This window comes from Salinilacihabitans rarus (assembly GCF_024296665.1).
In the GTDB taxonomy this organism is placed as follows: domain Archaea; phylum Halobacteriota; class Halobacteria; order Halobacteriales; family Natrialbaceae; genus Salinilacihabitans; species Salinilacihabitans rarus.
Window position 1 is genome coordinate 1,320,933 of the sequence record NZ_CP100762.1, and the last position, 18,613, is coordinate 1,339,545.

At 70.9% G+C, this 18,613-nt stretch carries 17 protein-coding genes and 1 tRNA gene; 12 read left to right on the plus strand and 6 right to left on the minus strand.

From position 1 onward, the window contains the following. Positions 1-5 precede the first annotated feature (5 nt). Positions 6-776: a UTP--glucose-1-phosphate uridylyltransferase AglF gene (gene aglF, locus NKG98_RS06960; RefSeq protein ID WP_254768937.1), complete on the minus strand. Its 771-nt coding sequence runs from the start codon at positions 774-776 to the stop codon at positions 6-8. 156 nt (positions 777-932) lie between these two features. On the opposite strand from aglF, the gene NKG98_RS06965 reads away from it, so the two are divergent. Together NKG98_RS06965 and NKG98_RS06970 are read left to right on the plus strand one after the other, a co-directional pair. Beyond that, a complete protein-coding gene (locus tag NKG98_RS06965) occupies positions 933-1,634 on the plus strand; it encodes a phosphatase PAP2 family protein (RefSeq protein ID WP_254768938.1) in 702 nt (233 codons plus the stop codon). Between the two features lie 165 nt (positions 1,635-1,799). Continuing rightward, complete coding sequence (locus NKG98_RS06970; RefSeq protein WP_254768939.1) at positions 1,800-3,398, plus strand: hypothetical protein; 1,599 nt, start codon at positions 1,800-1,802, stop codon at positions 3,396-3,398. 89 nt (positions 3,399-3,487) lie between these two features. Here the strand turns inward: NKG98_RS06970 and NKG98_RS06975 are convergent, their stop codons facing one another. Next, positions 3,488-4,231: a hypothetical protein gene (locus tag NKG98_RS06975; RefSeq protein WP_254768940.1), complete on the minus strand. Its 744-nt coding sequence runs from the start codon at positions 4,229-4,231 to the stop codon at positions 3,488-3,490. Between the two features lie 123 nt (positions 4,232-4,354). On the opposite strand from NKG98_RS06975, the gene radB reads away from it, so the two are divergent. Beyond that, on the plus strand, positions 4,355-5,056 hold the full coding sequence (gene radB, locus NKG98_RS06980; protein WP_254768941.1) for a DNA repair and recombination protein RadB: 702 nt from the start codon (positions 4,355-4,357) through the stop codon (positions 5,054-5,056). Positions 5,057-5,116: 60 nt separating this feature from the next. Beyond that, entirely contained in the window at positions 5,117-7,306 is a 2,190-nt protein-coding gene (locus NKG98_RS06985; protein WP_254768942.1) for a beta-glucosidase family protein, read from the plus strand. A 247-nt stretch (positions 7,307-7,553) separates the two neighbouring features. On the opposite strand, the gene NKG98_RS06990 is transcribed toward NKG98_RS06985, so the two are convergent. After that, positions 7,554-8,711 (minus strand): CBS domain-containing protein, encoded by a 1,158-nt coding sequence (locus tag NKG98_RS06990; RefSeq protein ID WP_254768943.1) that lies wholly within the window; start codon positions 8,709-8,711, stop codon positions 7,554-7,556. Between the two features lie 104 nt (positions 8,712-8,815). Here NKG98_RS06990 and NKG98_RS06995 point away from each other — a divergent pair, with 104 nt between their 5' ends. Genes NKG98_RS06995 through NKG98_RS07010 form a run of 4 tightly spaced genes read left to right on the plus strand, consistent with a single transcriptional unit; the run spans position 8,816 to position 11,469 of the window. After that, the gene (locus tag NKG98_RS06995) at positions 8,816-9,175 is read left to right on the plus strand and encodes a lycopene cyclase domain-containing protein (RefSeq protein WP_254768944.1); all 360 of its coding nucleotides are present in this window, start codon (positions 8,816-8,818) and stop codon (positions 9,173-9,175) included. 44 nt (positions 9,176-9,219) lie between these two features. After that, positions 9,220-9,978, plus strand: a complete 759-nt coding sequence (locus NKG98_RS07000) for a CAP domain-containing protein (RefSeq protein ID WP_254768945.1) — start codon at positions 9,220-9,222, stop codon at positions 9,976-9,978. Between the two features lie 47 nt (positions 9,979-10,025). Then, entirely contained in the window at positions 10,026-10,868 is an 843-nt protein-coding gene (locus tag NKG98_RS07005; RefSeq protein WP_254768946.1) for a YihY/virulence factor BrkB family protein, read from the plus strand. Positions 10,869-10,914: 46 nt separating this feature from the next. After that, positions 10,915-11,469, plus strand: a complete 555-nt coding sequence (locus NKG98_RS07010; RefSeq protein ID WP_254768947.1) for a DNA polymerase V family protein — start codon at positions 10,915-10,917, stop codon at positions 11,467-11,469. A 39-nt stretch (positions 11,470-11,508) separates the two neighbouring features. Here the strand turns inward: NKG98_RS07010 and NKG98_RS19050 are convergent, their stop codons facing one another. The 3 genes from NKG98_RS19050 to NKG98_RS07030 all read right to left on the minus strand — a co-directional run bounded on the left by NKG98_RS19050 (position 11,509) and on the right by NKG98_RS07030 (position 14,472). After that, positions 11,509-13,134, minus strand: a complete 1,626-nt coding sequence (locus tag NKG98_RS19050; RefSeq protein ID WP_304612849.1) for a multicopper oxidase family protein — start codon at positions 13,132-13,134, stop codon at positions 11,509-11,511. A gap of 298 nt (positions 13,135-13,432) precedes the next feature. Next, positions 13,433-13,825: a hypothetical protein gene (locus NKG98_RS07025; protein ID WP_254768948.1), complete on the minus strand. Its 393-nt coding sequence runs from the start codon at positions 13,823-13,825 to the stop codon at positions 13,433-13,435. 572 nt (positions 13,826-14,397) lie between these two features. Beyond that, positions 14,398-14,472 (minus strand) — tRNA-Val (locus NKG98_RS07030). Positions 14,473-14,656: 184 nt separating this feature from the next. Here NKG98_RS07030 and trpD point away from each other — a divergent pair. The 4 genes from trpD to trpG are packed head-to-tail and all read left to right on the plus strand — an operon-like array spanning position 14,657 to position 18,601. After that, entirely contained in the window at positions 14,657-15,667 is a 1,011-nt protein-coding gene (trpD, locus tag NKG98_RS07035) for an anthranilate phosphoribosyltransferase (RefSeq protein ID WP_254768949.1), read from the plus strand. Continuing rightward, positions 15,664-16,323, plus strand: a complete 660-nt coding sequence (locus NKG98_RS07040) for a phosphoribosylanthranilate isomerase (protein ID WP_254768950.1) — start codon at positions 15,664-15,666, stop codon at positions 16,321-16,323. The genes trpD and NKG98_RS07040 overlap by 4 nt, the downstream gene beginning before the upstream one ends. Beyond that, positions 16,320-17,984, plus strand: coding sequence for an anthranilate synthase component I (trpE, locus tag NKG98_RS07045; protein ID WP_254768951.1), 1,665 nt, complete (start codon positions 16,320-16,322; stop codon positions 17,982-17,984). The genes NKG98_RS07040 and trpE overlap by 4 nt, the downstream gene beginning before the upstream one ends. Next, entirely contained in the window at positions 17,981-18,601 is a 621-nt protein-coding gene (gene trpG, locus NKG98_RS07050) for an anthranilate synthase component II (protein WP_254768952.1), read from the plus strand. The genes trpE and trpG overlap by 4 nt, the downstream gene beginning before the upstream one ends. Positions 18,602-18,613 lie beyond the last annotated feature (12 nt).

Sequence of the window (18,613 nt, forward strand, 5' to 3'; positions counted from 1 at the left end):
GACGATCAGTCCGTTCCGGCTTCCGACGCCCGTTCGGCCGCCGCCGGTCCGACGACGGGTTCGGCGTCGCCCCGCAGCAGTTCCTCCGCTCTGTCGCGGTCGTCGGGGTAGCCGACGTCGATGCGCCAGCCGTCCATCCGGATGGCGTCGATCGTCCGGCCCGACTGGATCAGGAGGTCGATCGCGTCCGGCAGTTCGTACTCGCCCCGATCGGAGGGCTGGACGAGGTGACAGGCGTGGAAGATGGCGGGCGTGAACGTGTAGAAACCGGTCATCACGAGATTCGACGGTGGCTCGTCGGGTTTCTCCATCACCTCGACGATCTCGCCGTACTCGTTCGTATCCAGCACCCCGTACCGCGAGGCTTCCTCGTAGGGGACTTCCTCGACGAGGAACGCGGCGTCGGCGCGCTCCTCGCGCTGGCGGTTGATCACGTCGCCGAGGTTCGCCCGGAAGACGTTGTCCCCGAGCATCAACACGAACTCGTCGTCGACGTGGGGTTCGGCCTGGAGGATGGCGTGGGCGAGGCCCAACTGCTCGCGCTGGTGGGCGTACGTGATCGGCACCCCCTCGTACGCGTCGCCGTAGCGCTCGATGATCTGCTCTTTCATGTAGCCGACGACGACGATCAGTTCGTCGGCGCCGATCTCGACGAGGTTGTCGAAGACGTCCTCGACGATGGGCTGGCCGTCGACTTCGACGAGCGCTTTCGGCTTGTCTTCCGTCAACGGCCGGAGGCGGGTACCCCTGCCGGCGGCGAGAACGACGGCTTGCATACGCTACCACCATTCCGAATTCGGGCAAGTAGGTGAGCCCTGTAACTGCCGGGTGCTGGAGAGCGGGTCGCGGTACGGCGGAGCCACGTTGAAAGCGTTAACTGTCGAGACGGAGTACGGAAACGCGTCGCGGCGCCGAGACGGCGCCGTCTCGCAATGAACCGAAACGCAGGCGTCACCGAACTGATCCGGGCCGCCCTCCCCGAGTGGTCCGTGCCGGTCTTCGAGTTCGCGGCGTTGCTCGGCGACGCGTTCGTTGCGGCCGGCGTGTTGCTCGCGTTCGTCGGCGCCGACGCGTACCGCTGCGCCCGGCGCGGGTCGGGCCGTCCCGTCTCCGACAGGGCCGCGTTCGTGCTGGCGGTCGTGCTCGGCGGCCTCGCGCTCACGCTCGTGTTGAAGGCGGCGTTCGGCTTCTCGCGTCCGCCCTCGTCGCTGCAGGCCGTCCCGCGCGAGGGGGAGGGGTTCCCGAGCGGCCACACGATGGCGGCGACGGTCCTCTGGACCGCGCTCGCGCTCTGGGGCGGGCGCACGGCGACCCGGCGAGGGGTCGCGGTCGCGGCGGTCGCCGTCGGCGTCGTCGGCCTCTCGCGGCTCGCGCTCGGCGTTCACTACCTCGTCGACGTGCTGGCGTCGGTCGGGTTTGGTCTCGCCTACCTGTTTCTCGCGGCGACGCTGACGGGCCGCGAACCGGCGCGGGCGTTCGCCGGCGCGGCGCTGCTCGGGGCGCTGGCGCTGGCGGCGACGGACGGGAGCGCCGACGGATGGCTGGCGTTCGTCGGCTGCGTCGGGGGTGCCGCGGGCTGGTGGGTCCTCGTCCGCTCGCGGGTGCGGCGCCTGTGGGTCTCGGCGGTGCGGTGACCCACGTCGCGCCGTAAACGGGCGTCTATCGCCGAGTAGCCGCGTCGTTCTCGACGGCAATTTACTGATAACAAAGACCGTCTTCGGGTTATGACGGTTTGCGTCGCACAGACCTAGCAACAAAAGACCCTCACGGGACACGTCAAACGAATTACGACAATCAGGATGTCAGCACGATCACGGTTCACGTCAGTTCTCCTCGCGGCGATGCTGGTGCTGTCGACGGTGGCGATCGCCACCCCGGCGGCCGTCGCACAGGAGCAAGACGGAACACAGGCCGTACAGACGCTCGCTGACGGCGAGGAGCTCTACCTCGTCTTCGGCGCGAACCTCGAGGACATGACACTCGAGGAGTACATCGAAACGCACGCGTTAGGCGAGGTCGACCAGGAGACGTCCGCCGACGTCATCCAGTACCAGGACGTCGACCAGGTGAACATCAACCAGCAGGGCAACGCCACCTCGATCTCGATCGACAACGGGACGGCAACGGCCGTCCAGGAGGCGAACCAGCGGAACTCGAACTCCCAGGTCGGCGAGGCCACCGCCGAGAACCGGGCCGGTGACGTCTCGAACACCCTGTTCGAGGACGTCGGCACGGTCTACGTCGTCGTCGGCGACAGCGGCCAGCAGTTCGAGGGCTGGGGAATCGCCGACAAGAAAGGCGACAAGGCCGAGACGGTCACGCAGGAGGCCCAGGCGACGATCACGCAGTACCAGGAAGTCGAGCAGGCGAACGTCAACCAGCAGAACACGGCGTTCGCGATCGCCGAGAACGAGAGCGAAGCGACCGCCATCCAGCAGTCCTACCAGTACAACGAGAACCTGCAGGAAGGCGCCGCGAACGCGACGAACGTCTACCAGACCGACGGCGACGGCGATGGCGACGGTGCCAAGTACAAGAAAGCGCCCGACCACTACCAGATGACCTACGACTGGCACGCGGGCGAGCCCGCCAGCGCGGTCCAGTTGGCCGACGCCACAGTCGAGCAGGCCCAGGAGGTCGATCAGGCCAACGTGAACGAACAGACGGCCGCGGTCGCCATCGCCGTCGGCGAGAACGCGACCGCGACCGCCGTCCAGTTCACCGAACAGAGCAACCTCAACGCGCAACTCGGCACCGCCGAGGCCATCAACGTGCTCGAGGCCACCTCCGGGATGAACGTCGCGACCGCCGGCGCCGCCGCCGACGAGATCGTCAGTCAGGAGACCGAGACGGTCGGCAGCCACGACAAGAAGAAAAAGTCCGACGGCGACGGCGACGGCGGCGCCGCCCAGCAGAGCAACGCCGAGGTGACCCAGTACCAGAGCGCCGAACAGCTCAACGTCAACATGCAGAGTTCGGCGATCGCCATCGCGACCAACGGCAGCGAGGCGACCGCCGTCCAGCTGGCCTACCAGCAGAACTACAACGCGCAGGTCGGGTACGCCGACGCGGTCACCGTCGGCGGATCGAGCCACGGCGGCGTCGTCTACACCGAGGAGACGAGCGTGACCCTCGCCGGCGAGAGCAGCAGCGACTCGCTTGTCACGTTCGACTTCGCGGGCGAGAACTACCAGACCAACGACGTCGACCAGCAGGCAAACGCCCAGATCGAGCAGGCCCAGTTCGTCGCCCAGGAGAACTTCAACGAACAGCAGGGTGCCGTCGCCGTCGCGGACGGCGAGGGAGAGACCGCCAGCGCGGTCCAGTTGAGCATGCAGGAGAACGAGAATCTGCAGTACGCCGCCGTCGGCGCCGTGACCGTGCCGGCTACCCCGTAACGCTCGCGAGACGACGACGCCGAACCCGCGGCTTTTTTTGGCGCGACTCGCCGGGTAGCGGCGGCGTCGGTCGTCGCGTCGACTGCCAGTCAGCCCCGGTCGGCGTCGACGTCCCCGCGGTGCTCGTCGAGCGCCTCGTCGATCGTCAACTCGCCCGCGGCGACCCGGCGGGCGAGCAGTTCGTCGATCGCCCGGTTGGTCTCGCTGCGCTCGCGCGAGCGGTCCTTGATCGTCTGCAACTCCCCCTCCGTGGGTTCGATCTCGCGCTCCTCGAGGACCTCGCCTTCGAGGCGGGCGATGTTGACCGCCGCGAGCACGTCGCCCATCCCGCGGGCGCCGGTGCCGAGGTAGGGCGTGGTCCCGGTCTCGTCGACGAGTTCGACGCGGACGTCCTCGATGTCGTTGACCAGTTTGGCGCTCTCGAGGCGGGAGCCGTCGCCGACGCGGACGACGGGCGCGGTCGCCTCGGCGGCCTCGCGCTGGACGACCTCGACCGCGTCCGCCAGCGGCACCTGAAAGGCCGCGACCACCACGTCCCCCGAGAGAACCGCGATGCCGGGGTTCCTGCCGGGGTCGACGCCGATCACCGTCCGCCCGCCGCCGCCGCGCAGAGCCGCGAGCGCGCCGTCGACGGCCCGGCGGGGGTCGTCGGGATCGGCGACGATCGTCCGCTGCTCGAACGCGTCGGCGTGGGCGGCGTCCGTGACGACGACGGCGGTCGAGTCGGGGAGGTCGTCGTCGGGTTCGACCGTGGTGAACGTCGCCCCGCGGTCGCGGAGTTCGTTCACGACGCCGTGGTACACTTCGAAGTCTGACGTGGCGACGACGATCACGCGCGCCCATTCGCGGCCGCCCCGAATAAACTGCACTCTCCGGCCGCCGGTCTTCGCGGGCCGCCGATCGCACGATCCGGCCGGTTCCGGGGCCTTTTTGCCGCCGAGTGACCAACGAGAACCGTGAACGGGGAGCCGATCCCGACCGGCTGTGGCCCGGTCGACGAGTTGCTCGGCGGGGGGTTCGAACGCGGCGCCGTGACCCAGCTGTACGGCCCGCCCGCGGCCGGCAAGACCAACCTCGCGCTCTCGGCCGCCGTGGAGGCGGCCGCCGACGGCGGCACCGCCGTCTACATCGACACCGAGGGCGTCTCGGTCGACCGCTTCGAGCAACTGCTCTCGGCGCGGGCCGACGACGTCGAGGCGGTCGCCTCCCGGGTCGTCATCGAGGACGCCCTCGACTTCGCCGAGCAGGCCGAGGCCGTCCGCGACGCCGAGGAGTTCGCCGAGCGCGCCGACCTGATCGTCCTCGACAGCGCCACCGGCTTCTACCGACTGGAGCGCGTCGGCGAGACCCACGACGGCGACGCCCTCCGGCGGGTGACGGGTCAGGTGACCCACCTGCTCTCGCTCGCGCGCAAACACGACATCGCGGTCGTCGTCACAAACCAGGTGTTCGCCGACCCCGACTCCGACCGGACCCGGCCGCTCGGCGGGAACACCCTGGAACACTGGACGGGCGTGGTCGTCCGCCTCGACCGGTTCCGCGGGGGCAACCGGCGGGCGACCCTCGAGAAGCACCGCTCGAAGCCGGCCGGCGACTCGGTCACCTTCCGGATCACCGGCTCCGGACTGGACGGGACCGACGAGACGGCCCGACTCTGATCCGGACACACGTTCGCCGCCGCCCGAACGGTTAACAGCCCTGCGGTCCCCCGTGGTGGCATGGACGACCCCGACGAATCGACCGACGGCACCGACCGCGTCGCGGCGCTACTCGAGGCCCTGACCCGGGCGGAGAAACTCCGACTCGTCCGCGGGCGCGACGATCCGGCGGGGACCGCGACGGGCTACCTGCCGGGCGTCGAGCGACTCGACGTCCCGGCGTACCGGCTGGTCGACGGCCCGCTCGGCGTGCGCGCGGAGGGCGAGCGCGCGACGGCGTTCCCGGCGTCGATCGCGGTCGCGGCGACGTTCGATCCCGACCTCGCCCGGGCGAAAGGGGCCGCGATGGCCCGCGAAGCGAGGGCGCTCGGACAGGACTGTCTGCTCGCGCCCGGGACGAACCTGATCCGCGTGCCCCACTGCGGGCGGAACTTCGAGTACTACGCCGAGGAGCCGACGCTGGCCTCGCGGACGGTCGCCGCCGCGGTCGCGGGGATCCAGTCCGCGGACGTCGTCGCGACGGTCAAACACTACGTCGCGAACAATCAGGAGGCCGACCGCGTGCGCGTCAGCGCCGAGGTCGACGAGCGGACGCTGCGCGAACTCTACCTGCGGCCGTTCCGGGCGGCCGTCGACGCCGGCGTCGGCTCCGTGATGACGGCGTACAACCGCGTCAACGGGACGTACATGAGCGACCACGAGCGCCTCGTCGGCGAGGTGCTGAAAGGCGAGTGGGGGTTCGACGGCTACGTCGTCTCCGACTGGTACGGCACCGAGAGCGCGGTCGGCGCGGCGACCGCGGGGCTGGACCTCGAGATGCCCGGGGTCTCGCCCGAGGGGGTGGACGAGGACGACGCGTGGGACCCCGGCGACCTCGACGGCGAGGCCGCAGACGTCTTCGCGGGCCTCCCGGACGCGACGAAGGCGGGGCTCTTCGGCGACCCCCTCCGCGAGGCGATCGAAACGGGAGCGGTGCCGCCGGAACGGCTCGACGACATGGTCCGGCGGGTGCTGGGACAGATGGGACGGATCGGGCTCCTCGACGGCGAGGGCGACGGCCGCGACCGGCGCGACGAAGGTGCCCTCGACGCGCCCGAACACCGCGACCTCGCCGAACGGATCGCCGCGCGCGGGACCGTCCTGCTCGAGAACGACGGCGTCCTCCCGCTTTCGGCCGACGCCGACGTCGCGGTGATCGGCCCGAACGTCGACGAGGCGAAACTCGGCGGCGGGGGCTCCTCGGAGACGACGCCGTTCCAGTCGACGAGCCCCGCCGCGGGCGTGACGGCGCGGGCCGACGGCGAGGTGACCGTCGCGCGAGGCGTCCCCCGAGTTCCGGAGCTCTCGCTGTTCGACGTGCTGCCGTTCGTCGGGGACGACGAGGGCGACGAGGACGGAGGGGACGACGGCGACCGGGGCGACGAGTCCGGGCCCGAACCGAGCCTCGACGGGGCCGCCGCGGCGGCCCGCGAGGCCGACGTCGCGGTCGTCTTCGTCCGCGACCGGACCACCGAGGCGAAAGACCGCGACGACCTGCGGCTGCCCGGCGAACAGGACGCGCTGGTCGAGGCGGTCGCGGCCGCGAACGACCGGACGGTAGTCGTCGTCTACTCGGGCGGGCCCGTCGAACTGCCGTGGCGCGAGGACGTCGCGGCGATCCTCGAAGCGTGGTACCCGGGGCAGGCCGACGGCGACGCCGTCGCGTCCGTGCTCTACGGCGACCGCGATCCGTCGGGGCGGCTGCCGGTCACGTTCGCACCCGAGGACCGGTACCCGACGGCCGACGAGCGCCGCTACCCCGGCGTCGACGGGCGGGCGCGCTACGCGGAGGGGCTCTTCGTCGGCTACCGCCACTTCGACGCGGCCGGCGTCGCGCCGACGTACCCCTTCGGCCACGGGCTCTCCTACGCCGCGTTCGCCTACCGCGACGCCGAGGTCGTCGACGGGCGAACCGTCCGCGCGACCGTCGAGAACGTCTCGGAACGGGCCGGCCGCGAGGTCGTGCAGGCGTACGTCCGCCCGCCGGAGTCGCCGGCCGTCGAACGCCCGCCCCGCGAACTGGCCGGCTTCGCGACGGTCGACCTCGACGCGGGCGAGCGCCGGACGGTCGACGTCGACCTCGACGAGCGGGCGCTCGGGCGGTACGACCCGGACGAGGGGTGGACGGTCGACCCCGGGACGTACGCCGTCGAACTCGGGCGCTCGTCGCGGGACCAGCGACTGGCGGTCGAGGTCGACGTCGGCGACTGAGGGAGTTCGGACGCGCCGCTCGCTCCTCGCGGTCGCCGTCGAGCAGGAACCGGCGGGCCACCCGGGGCTCGCCCGGACGACCGACGTCGCCGTCTACGGTTCCGAGCAGGTCGCGGACCGCAGCAGCGACTCGCCGTCTATCAGTTGGTGGCCCACGGGAGCCACCGAGAGATAGCCCGTGCGGGTCAGGTTCCGGACCGGTCGCGGCCGGAGCGCGGGTCGACGTCGGAACGAACGGACGAACCGTTCAGAGTTCGTTCAGCTTCCGCAGGAGCTGGCCGCGGTACTCCTCGTCGCTCTGGACGCCCTTCAGTTCGAGGACGTTGCGTTCGAGTTTGTCGAGGGCGACCCGGAAGGCGTTCTCGGCGCCGTAGCCCTCGCCGGTGCCGGCGACCTGACCCTTGCTGGTGCGCAGACGGATCTGGCAGGCGATCAGGGGGGTGCCGCGGAGTTTCTCCTTGTGCTCGTGGAAGCGGACGTGGGCGTGCATCACCTGCATCTCCCCGTACTTGTCGGAGACGTCCTCGATGCTCTGGACGATCGACTCGCGGGTGACGGTGTCGAGAAGCGAGACGTTCGTGATCTGGACGTCCATGTGCTCCTCCTCGGTGAACGTCAGCGCCCGCAGGACGTCGGTCTTGGTGACGACGCCCTGGACGACGCGGTCGTCGTCGTCGGGCGTGACGACCAGCCCCGCGTAGTCGTGGTCGAGCATCTGCTCGACGGCCTCCCGGGCCGTGGCGTCGAGGGCCGTCGTCTCGACGGGGCTGTTCATGATGTCGTAGACGGGAACGTCGAGCAGTCGCTGGGAGTCGCCGACGCGGTCGCCGGTCGTCGTCTTGTGGTTCTCCCGGATGACGAAGTCCGCGATGTCGTGGGTGGTGACCACGCCGGTGAGGTAGCCGTTCTCGTTGAGCACCGGCAGCCGCGAGACGCCGTGCTCGCGCAGGAGGTTGATCGCCTTGCCGATCCCGTCGTCCTCGTCGAGCGTGATGGGATCGGCGGTGTAGATGTCCCCGACGGTGATCGCGTCGAGGTTCTGGAGGACCGCCCTGAGGATGGCGTCCTCGGTGATGACGCCCCACAGTTCGTCGTTCTCGAAGACCGGGGCGACCTTGGTGTTGCCCTCGACGAGCATCCGCGCCACCTCGCGGACGTCCTCGCGCCGGTCGACCTTCGGCGTCGGGTCGTTCCGGCTGGGTTTGATCAGCGCCGCCACCTTCGCGTCGTCCTCGACGTGAGACTGGAGCACCTCCCGCTCGCTGATGACGCCGGCGTACTCGCCGTCGTCGGTGACGATTATCCCCTTGGGGTTGCCGTTCTCGAAGGTCGAACGGACCTTCCCCATGCGCGTTCCGACGTCGACTTCGATGTACTCCGTGGTGGCGATATCGGCGATATCCATCGTTCTGCGGCCACGTACTCGCGCGACGGTATTTAACGTACCGCCATGTACTTCCGGGCGGGCAACGGGCCGCCGTTTATGAACGTCGGCCGCGAACGTCTCGCATGGCAACCGGTACCGACGTCTCGTTCGATCGGGCCGCCGTCCCCGACATTTCGGTCCTCGGACGCTACACGTACCTCGCCACCGAACTGTTCTGGGGAACGATCGCCTTCCTCGGCCTCCGGCGCGCGGGCGCGCTCCGGCGGGCCGCCGCAACGATCCTCGCGCTGTACCCGATCGCGTACGTCTGGGATCGGTACACGCTCGCCGTCGGCGTCTTCGACATCAACCTCCGGACGGGAATCGACGTCGCCGGGATCCCGATCGAAGAACACCTCTTCATGGCCGTCGTGCCGGGACTCGTCCTCGCGGTCCACGAGACGCTCTTCGGCGACGGGCCGGGCGATTCTCAGGACCGGTGAGCGATCACGGCCGTCTTAGTTCCCGACCGGTAATCGAGGGATAGATGGTGCGATCCTCGCGCTCCGACGACTCCGACGGCCCTCGCGATCCCTCCCCGTCCCGTGACGGCGACGACCGGGCGGGAATAGCCGGCGTCCTCCGCGGTCTCGTCTGGCTCGCGTTCGTCGCCGCGGTGGCGGTCGGGACGGTGCTGTACGGGCCCGCGCTGGCCGACCTCGTCGCGGACGATTCCGTCCCGGCGCCCAGTCCCGACCCGCCCGAGACCGGCGACCGGAACCCGGACGCGACCCACCCCGGCGACCCCGGAGAGACGGCCTACCGGACCGACGTCGAGACGATCTCCTCGTCGTCGGTCGAGGACTTCGTTCACGCCGAGGTGAACGAGCGCCGCGCCGAGCACGGTCTCGACCCGATCGAGTGGGACGGCACGGTCGCCTCCGTCTCGCGGGCCCACAGCGCCGACATGCACGAGCGGGGCTACTTCGCGCACGTGAACCCCGACGGCGAGGGGCCGTACGATCGCTTCACCGAGGTCGGCGACTACTGTGGCGTCTACGGCGAGAACATCGCGAAGACGTGGGTCGACGCCTCCGTCCAGCAGCCGGGTGCAAACGGAACCGTCGAGTACCTGACCGCCGAGGGGGTGGCAGAGGGGGTCGTCGACCAGTGGATGAACTCGACGTCCCACCGCGCGGCGATCCTCGAGGCGGACGTCGACGGCTGGGACCGCGGCGGCGTCGGCGTCTACGTCGCCGAGGACGGCACGGTGTACGCCACGCACAACTTCTGCAGGGAGTGGTAGGCGAGGGGACTCGCACACTCTTGGTCGGGGACGACATATCGACGCGCATGAACGGCGACGCCGCCGACGACACCGCCGGGAGCGACGATGGCGACGGCAGCGACGGGGACGCCCTCCGCGAGACGCTCGCGGCGATCTACCGGACGGCCGGCGACCGGGAACTGAGCTTCCTCGCCGCCGGGGTCGCCTACTACGCGTTCGTCTCGCTCGTCCCGCTCGTGTTGCTCGCGCTCGTCGTCGGATCGCTCGTCGGCGGCGAGGCCCTCGCTCGCCGGCTGATCGCGGTCGCGGGGGACTTCCTCCCGGCCGCCGGCGAGGAACTCGTGATCGCCGCGCTGACGACCGAGGCCAGCCGCGTCGAGGCGTCGGTCGTCGCCCTCGTCGTGGCCGCGTGGGGCGGGCTGAAGGTGGTCCGCGGGCTGAGCAAGGCCTTCGGCGAGGTGTACGACGAGGTGGGGGAGACCTCGCTGCTCGGGGAGGTCCGCGACGGCCTCGTCGTGATCGTCGCCGTCGCCGGTGCGCTCGGGCTGATGCTCGTCGTCGGGGCGGTCCTCGGCCTCTTCGGCGGCGAGGTCCCATTCGCCGGCCTCCTCGGCTGGCTCGTCCTGCTCGTCGGGCTGTTCCTCGCGTTCCTGCCGATCTACTACGTCCTGCCGCCGACGCGGGTCACCCTCGCCGAGGTCCTCCCGGGCGCGGTCGTCGCGACCGTCGGCTGGGCCGCCCTCCAGGCCGGCTTTCAGGTCTACGCCGCCAGCGCGGCCCGCTACGAGGCCTACGGCGCCGTCGGCGTCGTCCTCCTGTTCGTCACCTGGCTCTACTTCGCCGGGATGGTGCTCTTACTCGGCGCCGTCGTCAACGTCGTCCGCTCGCGGCCGGCCACCGCCGCGTGACCGCGACGGAGAAGAGTTTTCACGCCGCGGCCGACACACGGTACCGATGAGCGACGGGCAACCGGACGGATCGACGGGCGGCGACGACGACGAGTCCGACGCCCCCGGCGGCGGACCGCGCCGCGTGGTCTCCGAGCGGAGCGTCGACGACATCCTCGCGTCGCTGGACGACGTACAGGGCGATCCGGAGTCGCCGGCCGGAGCGAGCGACGAGGGCGGACCGGACAGGAGCGACGACGCGGCGAGCGAGTCGGGCGTCTCTGACGCCGAAGATGACGAGAGCGACGGCGACGACGCGAGCGACGAGGAGAACGCGGACGAGTCGACGAACGAACCCGACGACCCGACGACCGCCGAGGTCGCGGCCGGGGGCGAGGACCCCCCCGTCGACTCCGACCTCGCGGCGCGCGTCGAGGCCGGCGCGGTGACCGGCGCGGATGTCCGCGCGGCCGAGGCCGGCGAGGGCCGGGCGGCGACGCCCGAGGTCGGCGAGATCGACCTCACGCTCGACGACCTCGACGGGGCGTCGAGCGGCCCGGACGGCGCGGCCGACGACTCGCCGGGGCTGTTCGACCGCCTCAAGGGGCTGTTCTCGCGCTGACGGGCCGCCGCGTCGGGCGCGAACGGCACCCGGACGGGGTCAGCCCTCGTACTCGAAGACGCGGGCCATCCCCGACTCCAGGTGGTAGACGTTGTGGCAGTGAAACAGCCAGTCGCCGGGGTTGTCGGCGACGAAGTCGAACTCGACGCGGCCCATGTGCGGCGGGACGAGGACGGTGTCCTTGACGGCGTCCCCGACCCGGAAGAAGTGGCCGTGCAGGTGCATCGGGTGGATCATCGGGCTGCGGTTGCCCATCCGCACGCGGACGTGCTCGCCCTCCGAGATCGTCAGCCGGTCGGCGTCCGGATACGCCTGCCCCCCGATCGTCCACGCCCCCTGACTCGGGTCCCACGCGAGCGCGAAGTCGAACGTCCGGTCCGGCTCCCCGTCGAGGCCGTCGAGCGGCGACACCGCAACGAGGTCGCCGTACTCCAGCACCCGCTCGGGCTGGTCCGGTTCCGTCGGGGACTCTCCATCGGCCCCCTCGTAGCGGAGGATCCCCCGCGCCGGCCGCTCGTCGCCGTCGACGGGAACGGCGACGACCGCCCACGCGCCCGGCGCGTCCGCGTCGAGGACGGCGTCGTACCGCTCGCCCATACTGACGTCGAACGCGTCGACCTCGACCGGTTCCACGGGACGACCGTCGGCGTGCGTGATCCGCAGCGGGTGGCCGCCGACCGCGACACGGTACGTCGTCGCGCTGCTCGGGTTGACGAACCGGAGTCGGACGCGCTCGCCCTCCTCGACGGCGAACTCGGGCGGATCGTCCGGGAGCCGGCCGTTGATGAGGAGCCCCTCGTACGGCGGCCGCTGGCCCCCCATCTGCCCGCCCATCTGCCCGCCCGGACCGGTACCACCGGGTCCTCCATCGCCGGGACCGGAGCCTCCGCCGCCGGGTCCGGGGCCACCACCATTTCCGCCGGGTCCGGGGCCGTCGCCACCATTTCCGCCGGGTCCGGAGCCTCCGCCGCCGGGACCCTGCCCACCTCCACCACCGCCGCCGGGGCCGCCGCCACCATTTCCGTCGGGTCCGGGGCCACCACCGCCACCTGGACCCGGACCGCCGCCCCCTTCTTCGAGTCGCGGCTCGTCGGGGAGATAGTCGTCCACGAGCAGCGTGTACTCGCGGTCGTAGTCGACGTGTGGCGAGTCCTCCTCGACGATCAGCGGCCCGTAGAGCCCGCGGTCGAGTTGCAGGCCGACGTGGCTGTGGTAGACGTAGGTTCCCGGCGGCGTCGCGTCGAACTCGTAGCTGAACGAGCCGTCCGGTTCGATCGGCTCCTGGGTCACCCCCGGCACGCCGTCCATCGGGTTCGGGACCGGCACCCCGTGCCAGTGGACCGTCGTCCCCTCCGGAAGCCGGTTCTCGACGTCGATACGGAGGGTCTCTCCCTCGGCCGCCCGAATCTCCGGCCCCGGGAACCGATCGCCGTAGAGCCACGTCCGGTACGTCTCGTCCGGCGGGACCGACGCCGACCCCGTCCCGGCGGTCAGGGTCCGCGTCCCGTCCTGCAGAATCGAATCGAGCGAGTCGCCGTTCGGGAGGGCCGTCCCGTCGGACCCCGAGCGGAGGCGGCCCGCCAGTCCGACCGAGAGACCGCCCGCCAGCGCCCGTAACGCCCGTCGTCGCGACGTCCTGCGTGTCGATGTGGTCCACTCTCTCACGCCGCGGGCTTCGACGCGCGCGGCCATCAAGGCGGAGGGGAACGGGCCGAATTCGCGACAGTCGTCCGGTCCGATGGTTCTGCCAGTCCCATCGGGAGCGACGGACACACCGCTGGGGAACTCGTCTACGTGGGTTGGGCAGGCCCCAATCGAGCCACTAGCTATCACCTCCGTTCTCGACGAAATAGAGGGTGTCGATGTGCTTTCGTCGGCGTTCGCTCAGTTCTCGACGGCCGGTCGGGTTCGGCGGGGCAGCGTGCAAGGTACGGACGCTGTATTCAGCACCGTCGCAACAAACTTAGAGACAGTCGGCGTCCAGTTGCGGACGACCACCGGTATCGATGGTGACGACGAGTTGTAGAAACTGCTCGCAGGAGTCGCGACTCCACTCGTAGGTGAGGCTCTGTGACCGATCGACGTCGATGCGAATCGAGTATTGCTGACGGCGATACGTCTCGCCTTCGAACTGGAACGAAGAGCCCGCCGGAACAGAGACCATATCAAGCTGGTCGACCGGCTCCTCGGCGTCCGTCCTGATGTGTACCCAGACGGTGTGTGTCTCGGTGTCGGTGTTCTCCACGGAAAGCGCCAGAGAACCGCGGTCTTGCCCGCGCGGCGACTGACAGCCTGCCATCGAAAGACCCCCGCTACTCGCCAGCAGTTGGAGGGCGTGACGGCGCGAGACGGTCATCGACAGGAACACTTGCTGAAACAGAAATAAATCTCGGGGATGCCGCCAGTTCGAAGTTCGTCCCCCGTCGATACTGGTATGTACCGGAGACGCGCGAGCCGACGGGTTCCACCGCCGGGGCCACGTGCAGGACCGTCAGTTTAGATCTGCCGGGCCCTTCGAGAGGAGTAACTCGTCTAAATACGGTGGTCGAAAGCTCGGACAAAGTCGGGCTGATCTCCGTGATGTTGGCACGAATCGCGCCCACGCGCACCTCCTCGCGGTATCGCTGTTCGACCTCGGCCCGCCGGTCGTCGATCTCGTCGCGATCGACGGCGACGGCCGGCTCCGTGAACTGGGCGAGAAGACGGCACGAGGTGCCCCAGCGAGACCGGGCGGCCCCGCACCGCTCGTGGGTGTCACTCGTCGCGGGCCGGACACGGCTGGCCCTCATCGCAGATGTAGCACCAGCAGTGGTCGCAAACCGGGGGGTCCAGCGCGACGGTCCGGCTCACACCGACCACCCCCGCTGGAACCGACACGTCGCGGGTGACTCAGCGTGGCCTATCCGATCGAAAACCGTAATAAGTGGATGGGTTGGGGCAGATTTGAACTGCCGGCCTCCTCCATGTCAAGGAGGTGTCATAACCAGACTAGACCACCAACCCGTCTGGCTTTCCTCCCGTGGCGTCGCGCCACGTGATCTGCACTCGTTCGTTGCCCCGCCCCGTAATTGAAGGTTTCGAATCGGGCGCCGTACGCGACTCGTCATCACGGCCGGGGGCGTCGATACGCTTAAGTGAGTGTACTCATTTGAGCATTACAAGACAGAACCGTACACTGGTGTCCACTATGCAGGATTACGTCGAACGCGTCACGGACGGACGGGACCTCACGCAGGCGGAGGCCCGGGCGGCCTCGGAGGCGGTCTTCGAGGACGCGACGGAGGCACAGATCGGCGCGCTGCTGGCGGCGCTTCGAGCGAAAGGCGAGACCGAAGCCGAGATCGCGGGCTTCGCCGAGGGGATGCGCGCGGCCGCGCGGACGATCGATCCCGACCGGCCGACGCTGGTCGACACCTGCGGGACCGGCGGCGACGACTACGACACGATCAACGTCTCGACGACGAGCGCGGTGGTCGTCGCCGGCGCGGGCGTCCCGGTCGCGAAACACGGCAACTACTCCGTCTCCTCCTCGTCGGGGAGCGCGGACGTCCTCGCGGAACTCGGCGTCGAGGTCGACGCCGACCCGCCGGCCGTCGAGGCGGCCATCGAGGCCGACGGCATCGGCTTCATGCTCGCGCCCGTCTTCCACCCGGCGATGAAGGCCGTCATCGGCCCGCGCAAGGAACTCGGGATGCGGACGGTGTTCAACGTCCTCGGGCCGCTGACGAACCCCGCCGACGCCGACGCGCAGGTCGTCGGCGTCTACGACCCCGACCTCGTCCCCGTCCTCGCCCGCGCGCTCGCGCGGATGGACGTCCAGCGGGCGCTGGTCGTCCACGGGTCGGGGACCGACGAGATCGCCGTCCACGGCGAGACGACCGTCGCCGAGGTGACCGGCGAGTCCGTCGAGCGCTACGCGATCGACCCGGCCGACCTCGGCCTCGAACGCCGCGGGATCGGCGAGATCGCCGGCGGGGCGCCCGCGGAGAACGCGGCCGACCTGCGGGGAATCGTCGCCGGCGAGGTCGACGGCGCCAAGCGGGACGTGATCCTCGCGAACGCGGGGGCCGCCATCTACGCCGCCGACGAGGCGGACTCGCTCGCGGAGGGCGTCGAGGTCGCCCGCGAGGCGATCGACTCCGGGGCCGCGCTGGCGACCCTCCGACGGCTGCGGGGCGTCGCGACGGAGGCCCGATGACGCGCGTGAAGGTCTGCGGGCTCACCCGGGAGACCGACCTCGACGCGGCCGTCGACGCCGGCGCGGACGCCGTCGGCGTCGTCTGCGACGTGCCGGTCGACACCCCCCGGGAGGTCCACCCGGCGCGCGCGGCGGACCTGCTCGCGGCCGTCCCCCCGTTCGTCACGGGCGTCCTCGTGACGATGCCGTCGGGCCCCGAGCGCGCGATCGAACTGGTCGAGCGCGTCGGCCCCGACGCGGTCCAGATCCACGGCGGGCTGGAACCGGTCGACCTCTCGTACCTGCGCGCGTCCGTCGACGCGACGGTGCTGTCCGCCGTCGACGCCGGCGACGTCGACGCGGCCGCGGCCTACGACGGCGTCGTCGACGCGCTGGTCGTCGACTCGGTCGACGAGGACGGCGGCGGCGGCACCGGCGAGACCCACGACTGGGAGCGCACGGCGGCGGCGACGGCCGACCTCGCCTCGCCGGTGGTCCTCGCGGGCGGCCTCGACCCCGGCAACGTCGCCGACGCCGTCCGGACCGTCCGGCCGTTCGCCGTCGACGTCGCCAGCGGCGTCGAGGCCCGCGGCGGCGTGAAGGACCGCGAGGCCGTCGAGGCGTTCGTCGACCGCGCGAAGGGGGCCCGCCCCGCGGAACGCCGGGTACAGCGATGACGCCCGAACTCGATCTCGACCGCGAGGCGTTCGTCGACCTCGCCGGGTCGAACGACGAGCGACCGGTCGTCGTCCGCGCGACGGCGACGCTCGACGTCGACACGACGCCGCTGTCGGCCTACGCCGCGCTGACCGGTCGCGCCGACGCCGCGACGGGGCACTCGCCGTACGCCTTCCTGCTCGAGAGCGCCGAGAAGACCGCGTCGACCGACCCCGACGGCGCCTTCCGCCCGAGTTCCGCAGACGCCGACCGCCACGCGCGGTTCTCCTACGTCGGCTACGACCCCGAGGCCGTCGTCACGGTGGGGCCGGAGGGGACGACGATCGAACCCCTCTCGGCCGACGCGCCGGTCGACTCGATGGCGGCCGACGAGGACGGCGACGTCGTCGACGCGCTGCGGGCGGCGCTGCCGGACGCTCGCCTCGCGAACGTCCCCGACCGCGAGCGCCAGCACCTGGAGGGGGGGCTCGTCGGCTTTCTCGCCTACGACGCCGTCTACGACCTCTGGCTCGAGGAGGTCGGCCTCGAACGGCCCGACTCGCGGTTCCCGGACGCGCAGTTCGTCCTGACGACGAAGACGGTCACCTTCGACGACCGCGAGGGGACCGTCTCGCTCGCGTTCACGCCGCTGCTGGAGGCCGGCGACGACGCCGGCGCGGTCTACGACGACCTCGAAGCCGAGGCCGCGCGGGTCCGGGAGGCCCTCGCCGCCGACGCCGCGTTCGAGGCGGGCGGGTTCGTCCGCGGCGAGGAGACCGCCGGCTCCCGCGAGGACTACGAGGAGAGCGTCCGCCGGGCGAAGGCGCACGTCCTCGACGGCGACATCTACCAAGGCGTGATTTCGCGCACGCGCGAGATCACCGGCGAGGTCGACCCGCTCGCGTTCTACGAGTCGCTACGGGCGGTCAACCCCTCGCCGTACATGTACCTGCTCGAGCACGACGACCTGACCGTCGTCGGCGCGAGCCCCGAGACGCTCGTCTCGGTGCGCGGGCGCGAGGTGATGTCGAACCCGATCGCGGGCACCTGCGACCGCGGGTTGAGTCCGGTCGAGGATCGCCGGCTGGCGGGCGAGATGCTCGCCGACGGGAAGGAGCGCGCCGAGCACACGATGCTGGTCGACCTCGCGCGAAACGACGTCCGCCGGGTCGCCGAACCGGGGTCGGTGCGCGTCGAGGAGTTCATGAACGTCCTCAAGTACAGCCACGTCCAGCACATCGAGTCGACGGTGACCGGTCGGCTGGCCGAGGACGCGGACGCCTTCGACGCCACCCGGGCCGCGTTCCCCGCGGGCACCCTCTCGGGGGCGCCGAAGGTCCGCGCGATGGAGATCATCGACGACCTCGAAGCCGAACCCCGCGGGCTGTACGGCGGGGGCGTCGGCTACTACTCGTGGACCGGCGACGCCGATTTCGCGATCGTGATCCGGACGGCGACGGTCGAAGGCGGCGCGGCGCACGCCGCGGACGAGCGAGCGGGGGACCCGCGGGCCGAGGGCGAACTGGACCGGATCACCGTCCGCGCGGGCGCCGGCCTCGTCGCCGACAGCGACCCGGCCGCGGAGTACGAGGAGACCGAGAAGAAGATGGGCGGCGTGCTGGCGGCGCTCGAACGGATCGAGGAGGCGCCGGCGGCCGACGCGCCGGAGGTGAGTCGGTGACGGCCCGACGCGGCGCGCCCCGTGACGGCGAGTCACGTCGTCCGCGCGTGTTGTTCGTCGACAACTTCGACTCGTTTACCTACAACCTCGTCGAGTACGTGGGCGAGGCCGCCGAGACCGAGGTACTCAAGAACACGGCCTCGCTCGCCGACGTCCGCGAGGTCGACCCGGACGCCATCGTGGTCAGCCCGGGGCCCGGCCACCCGAAGAACGACCGCGACGTGGGCGTGACGACGGCCGTCCTCCGCGAGGTCAGCCCGGCGGTGCCGACGCTCGGGGTCTGTCTCGGCCTCGAAGCGGCCGTCTACGCCTACGGCGGGGCGGTGGGCCGCGCGCCGGCGCCGGTCCACGGCAAGGCGTCGGCGGTCGACCACGACGGCGAGGGCGTCTTCGCCGGCCTCGAACCGGGCTTTCGCGCCGGCCGGTACCACTCGCTGGTCGCGACGGAGGTGCCGGACTGCTTCGAGGTGACGGCGACCGCCGACCACGCGGGCGAGACGCTCGTGATGGGGATCAGACACCGCGAGCACCCGATCGAGTGCGTACAGTTTCACCCGGAGAGCGTGCTGACGGCCGCGGGCCACGACCTGATCGAGAACTTCCTCGCGAGCGTCTGAGGGCGCGAAAAC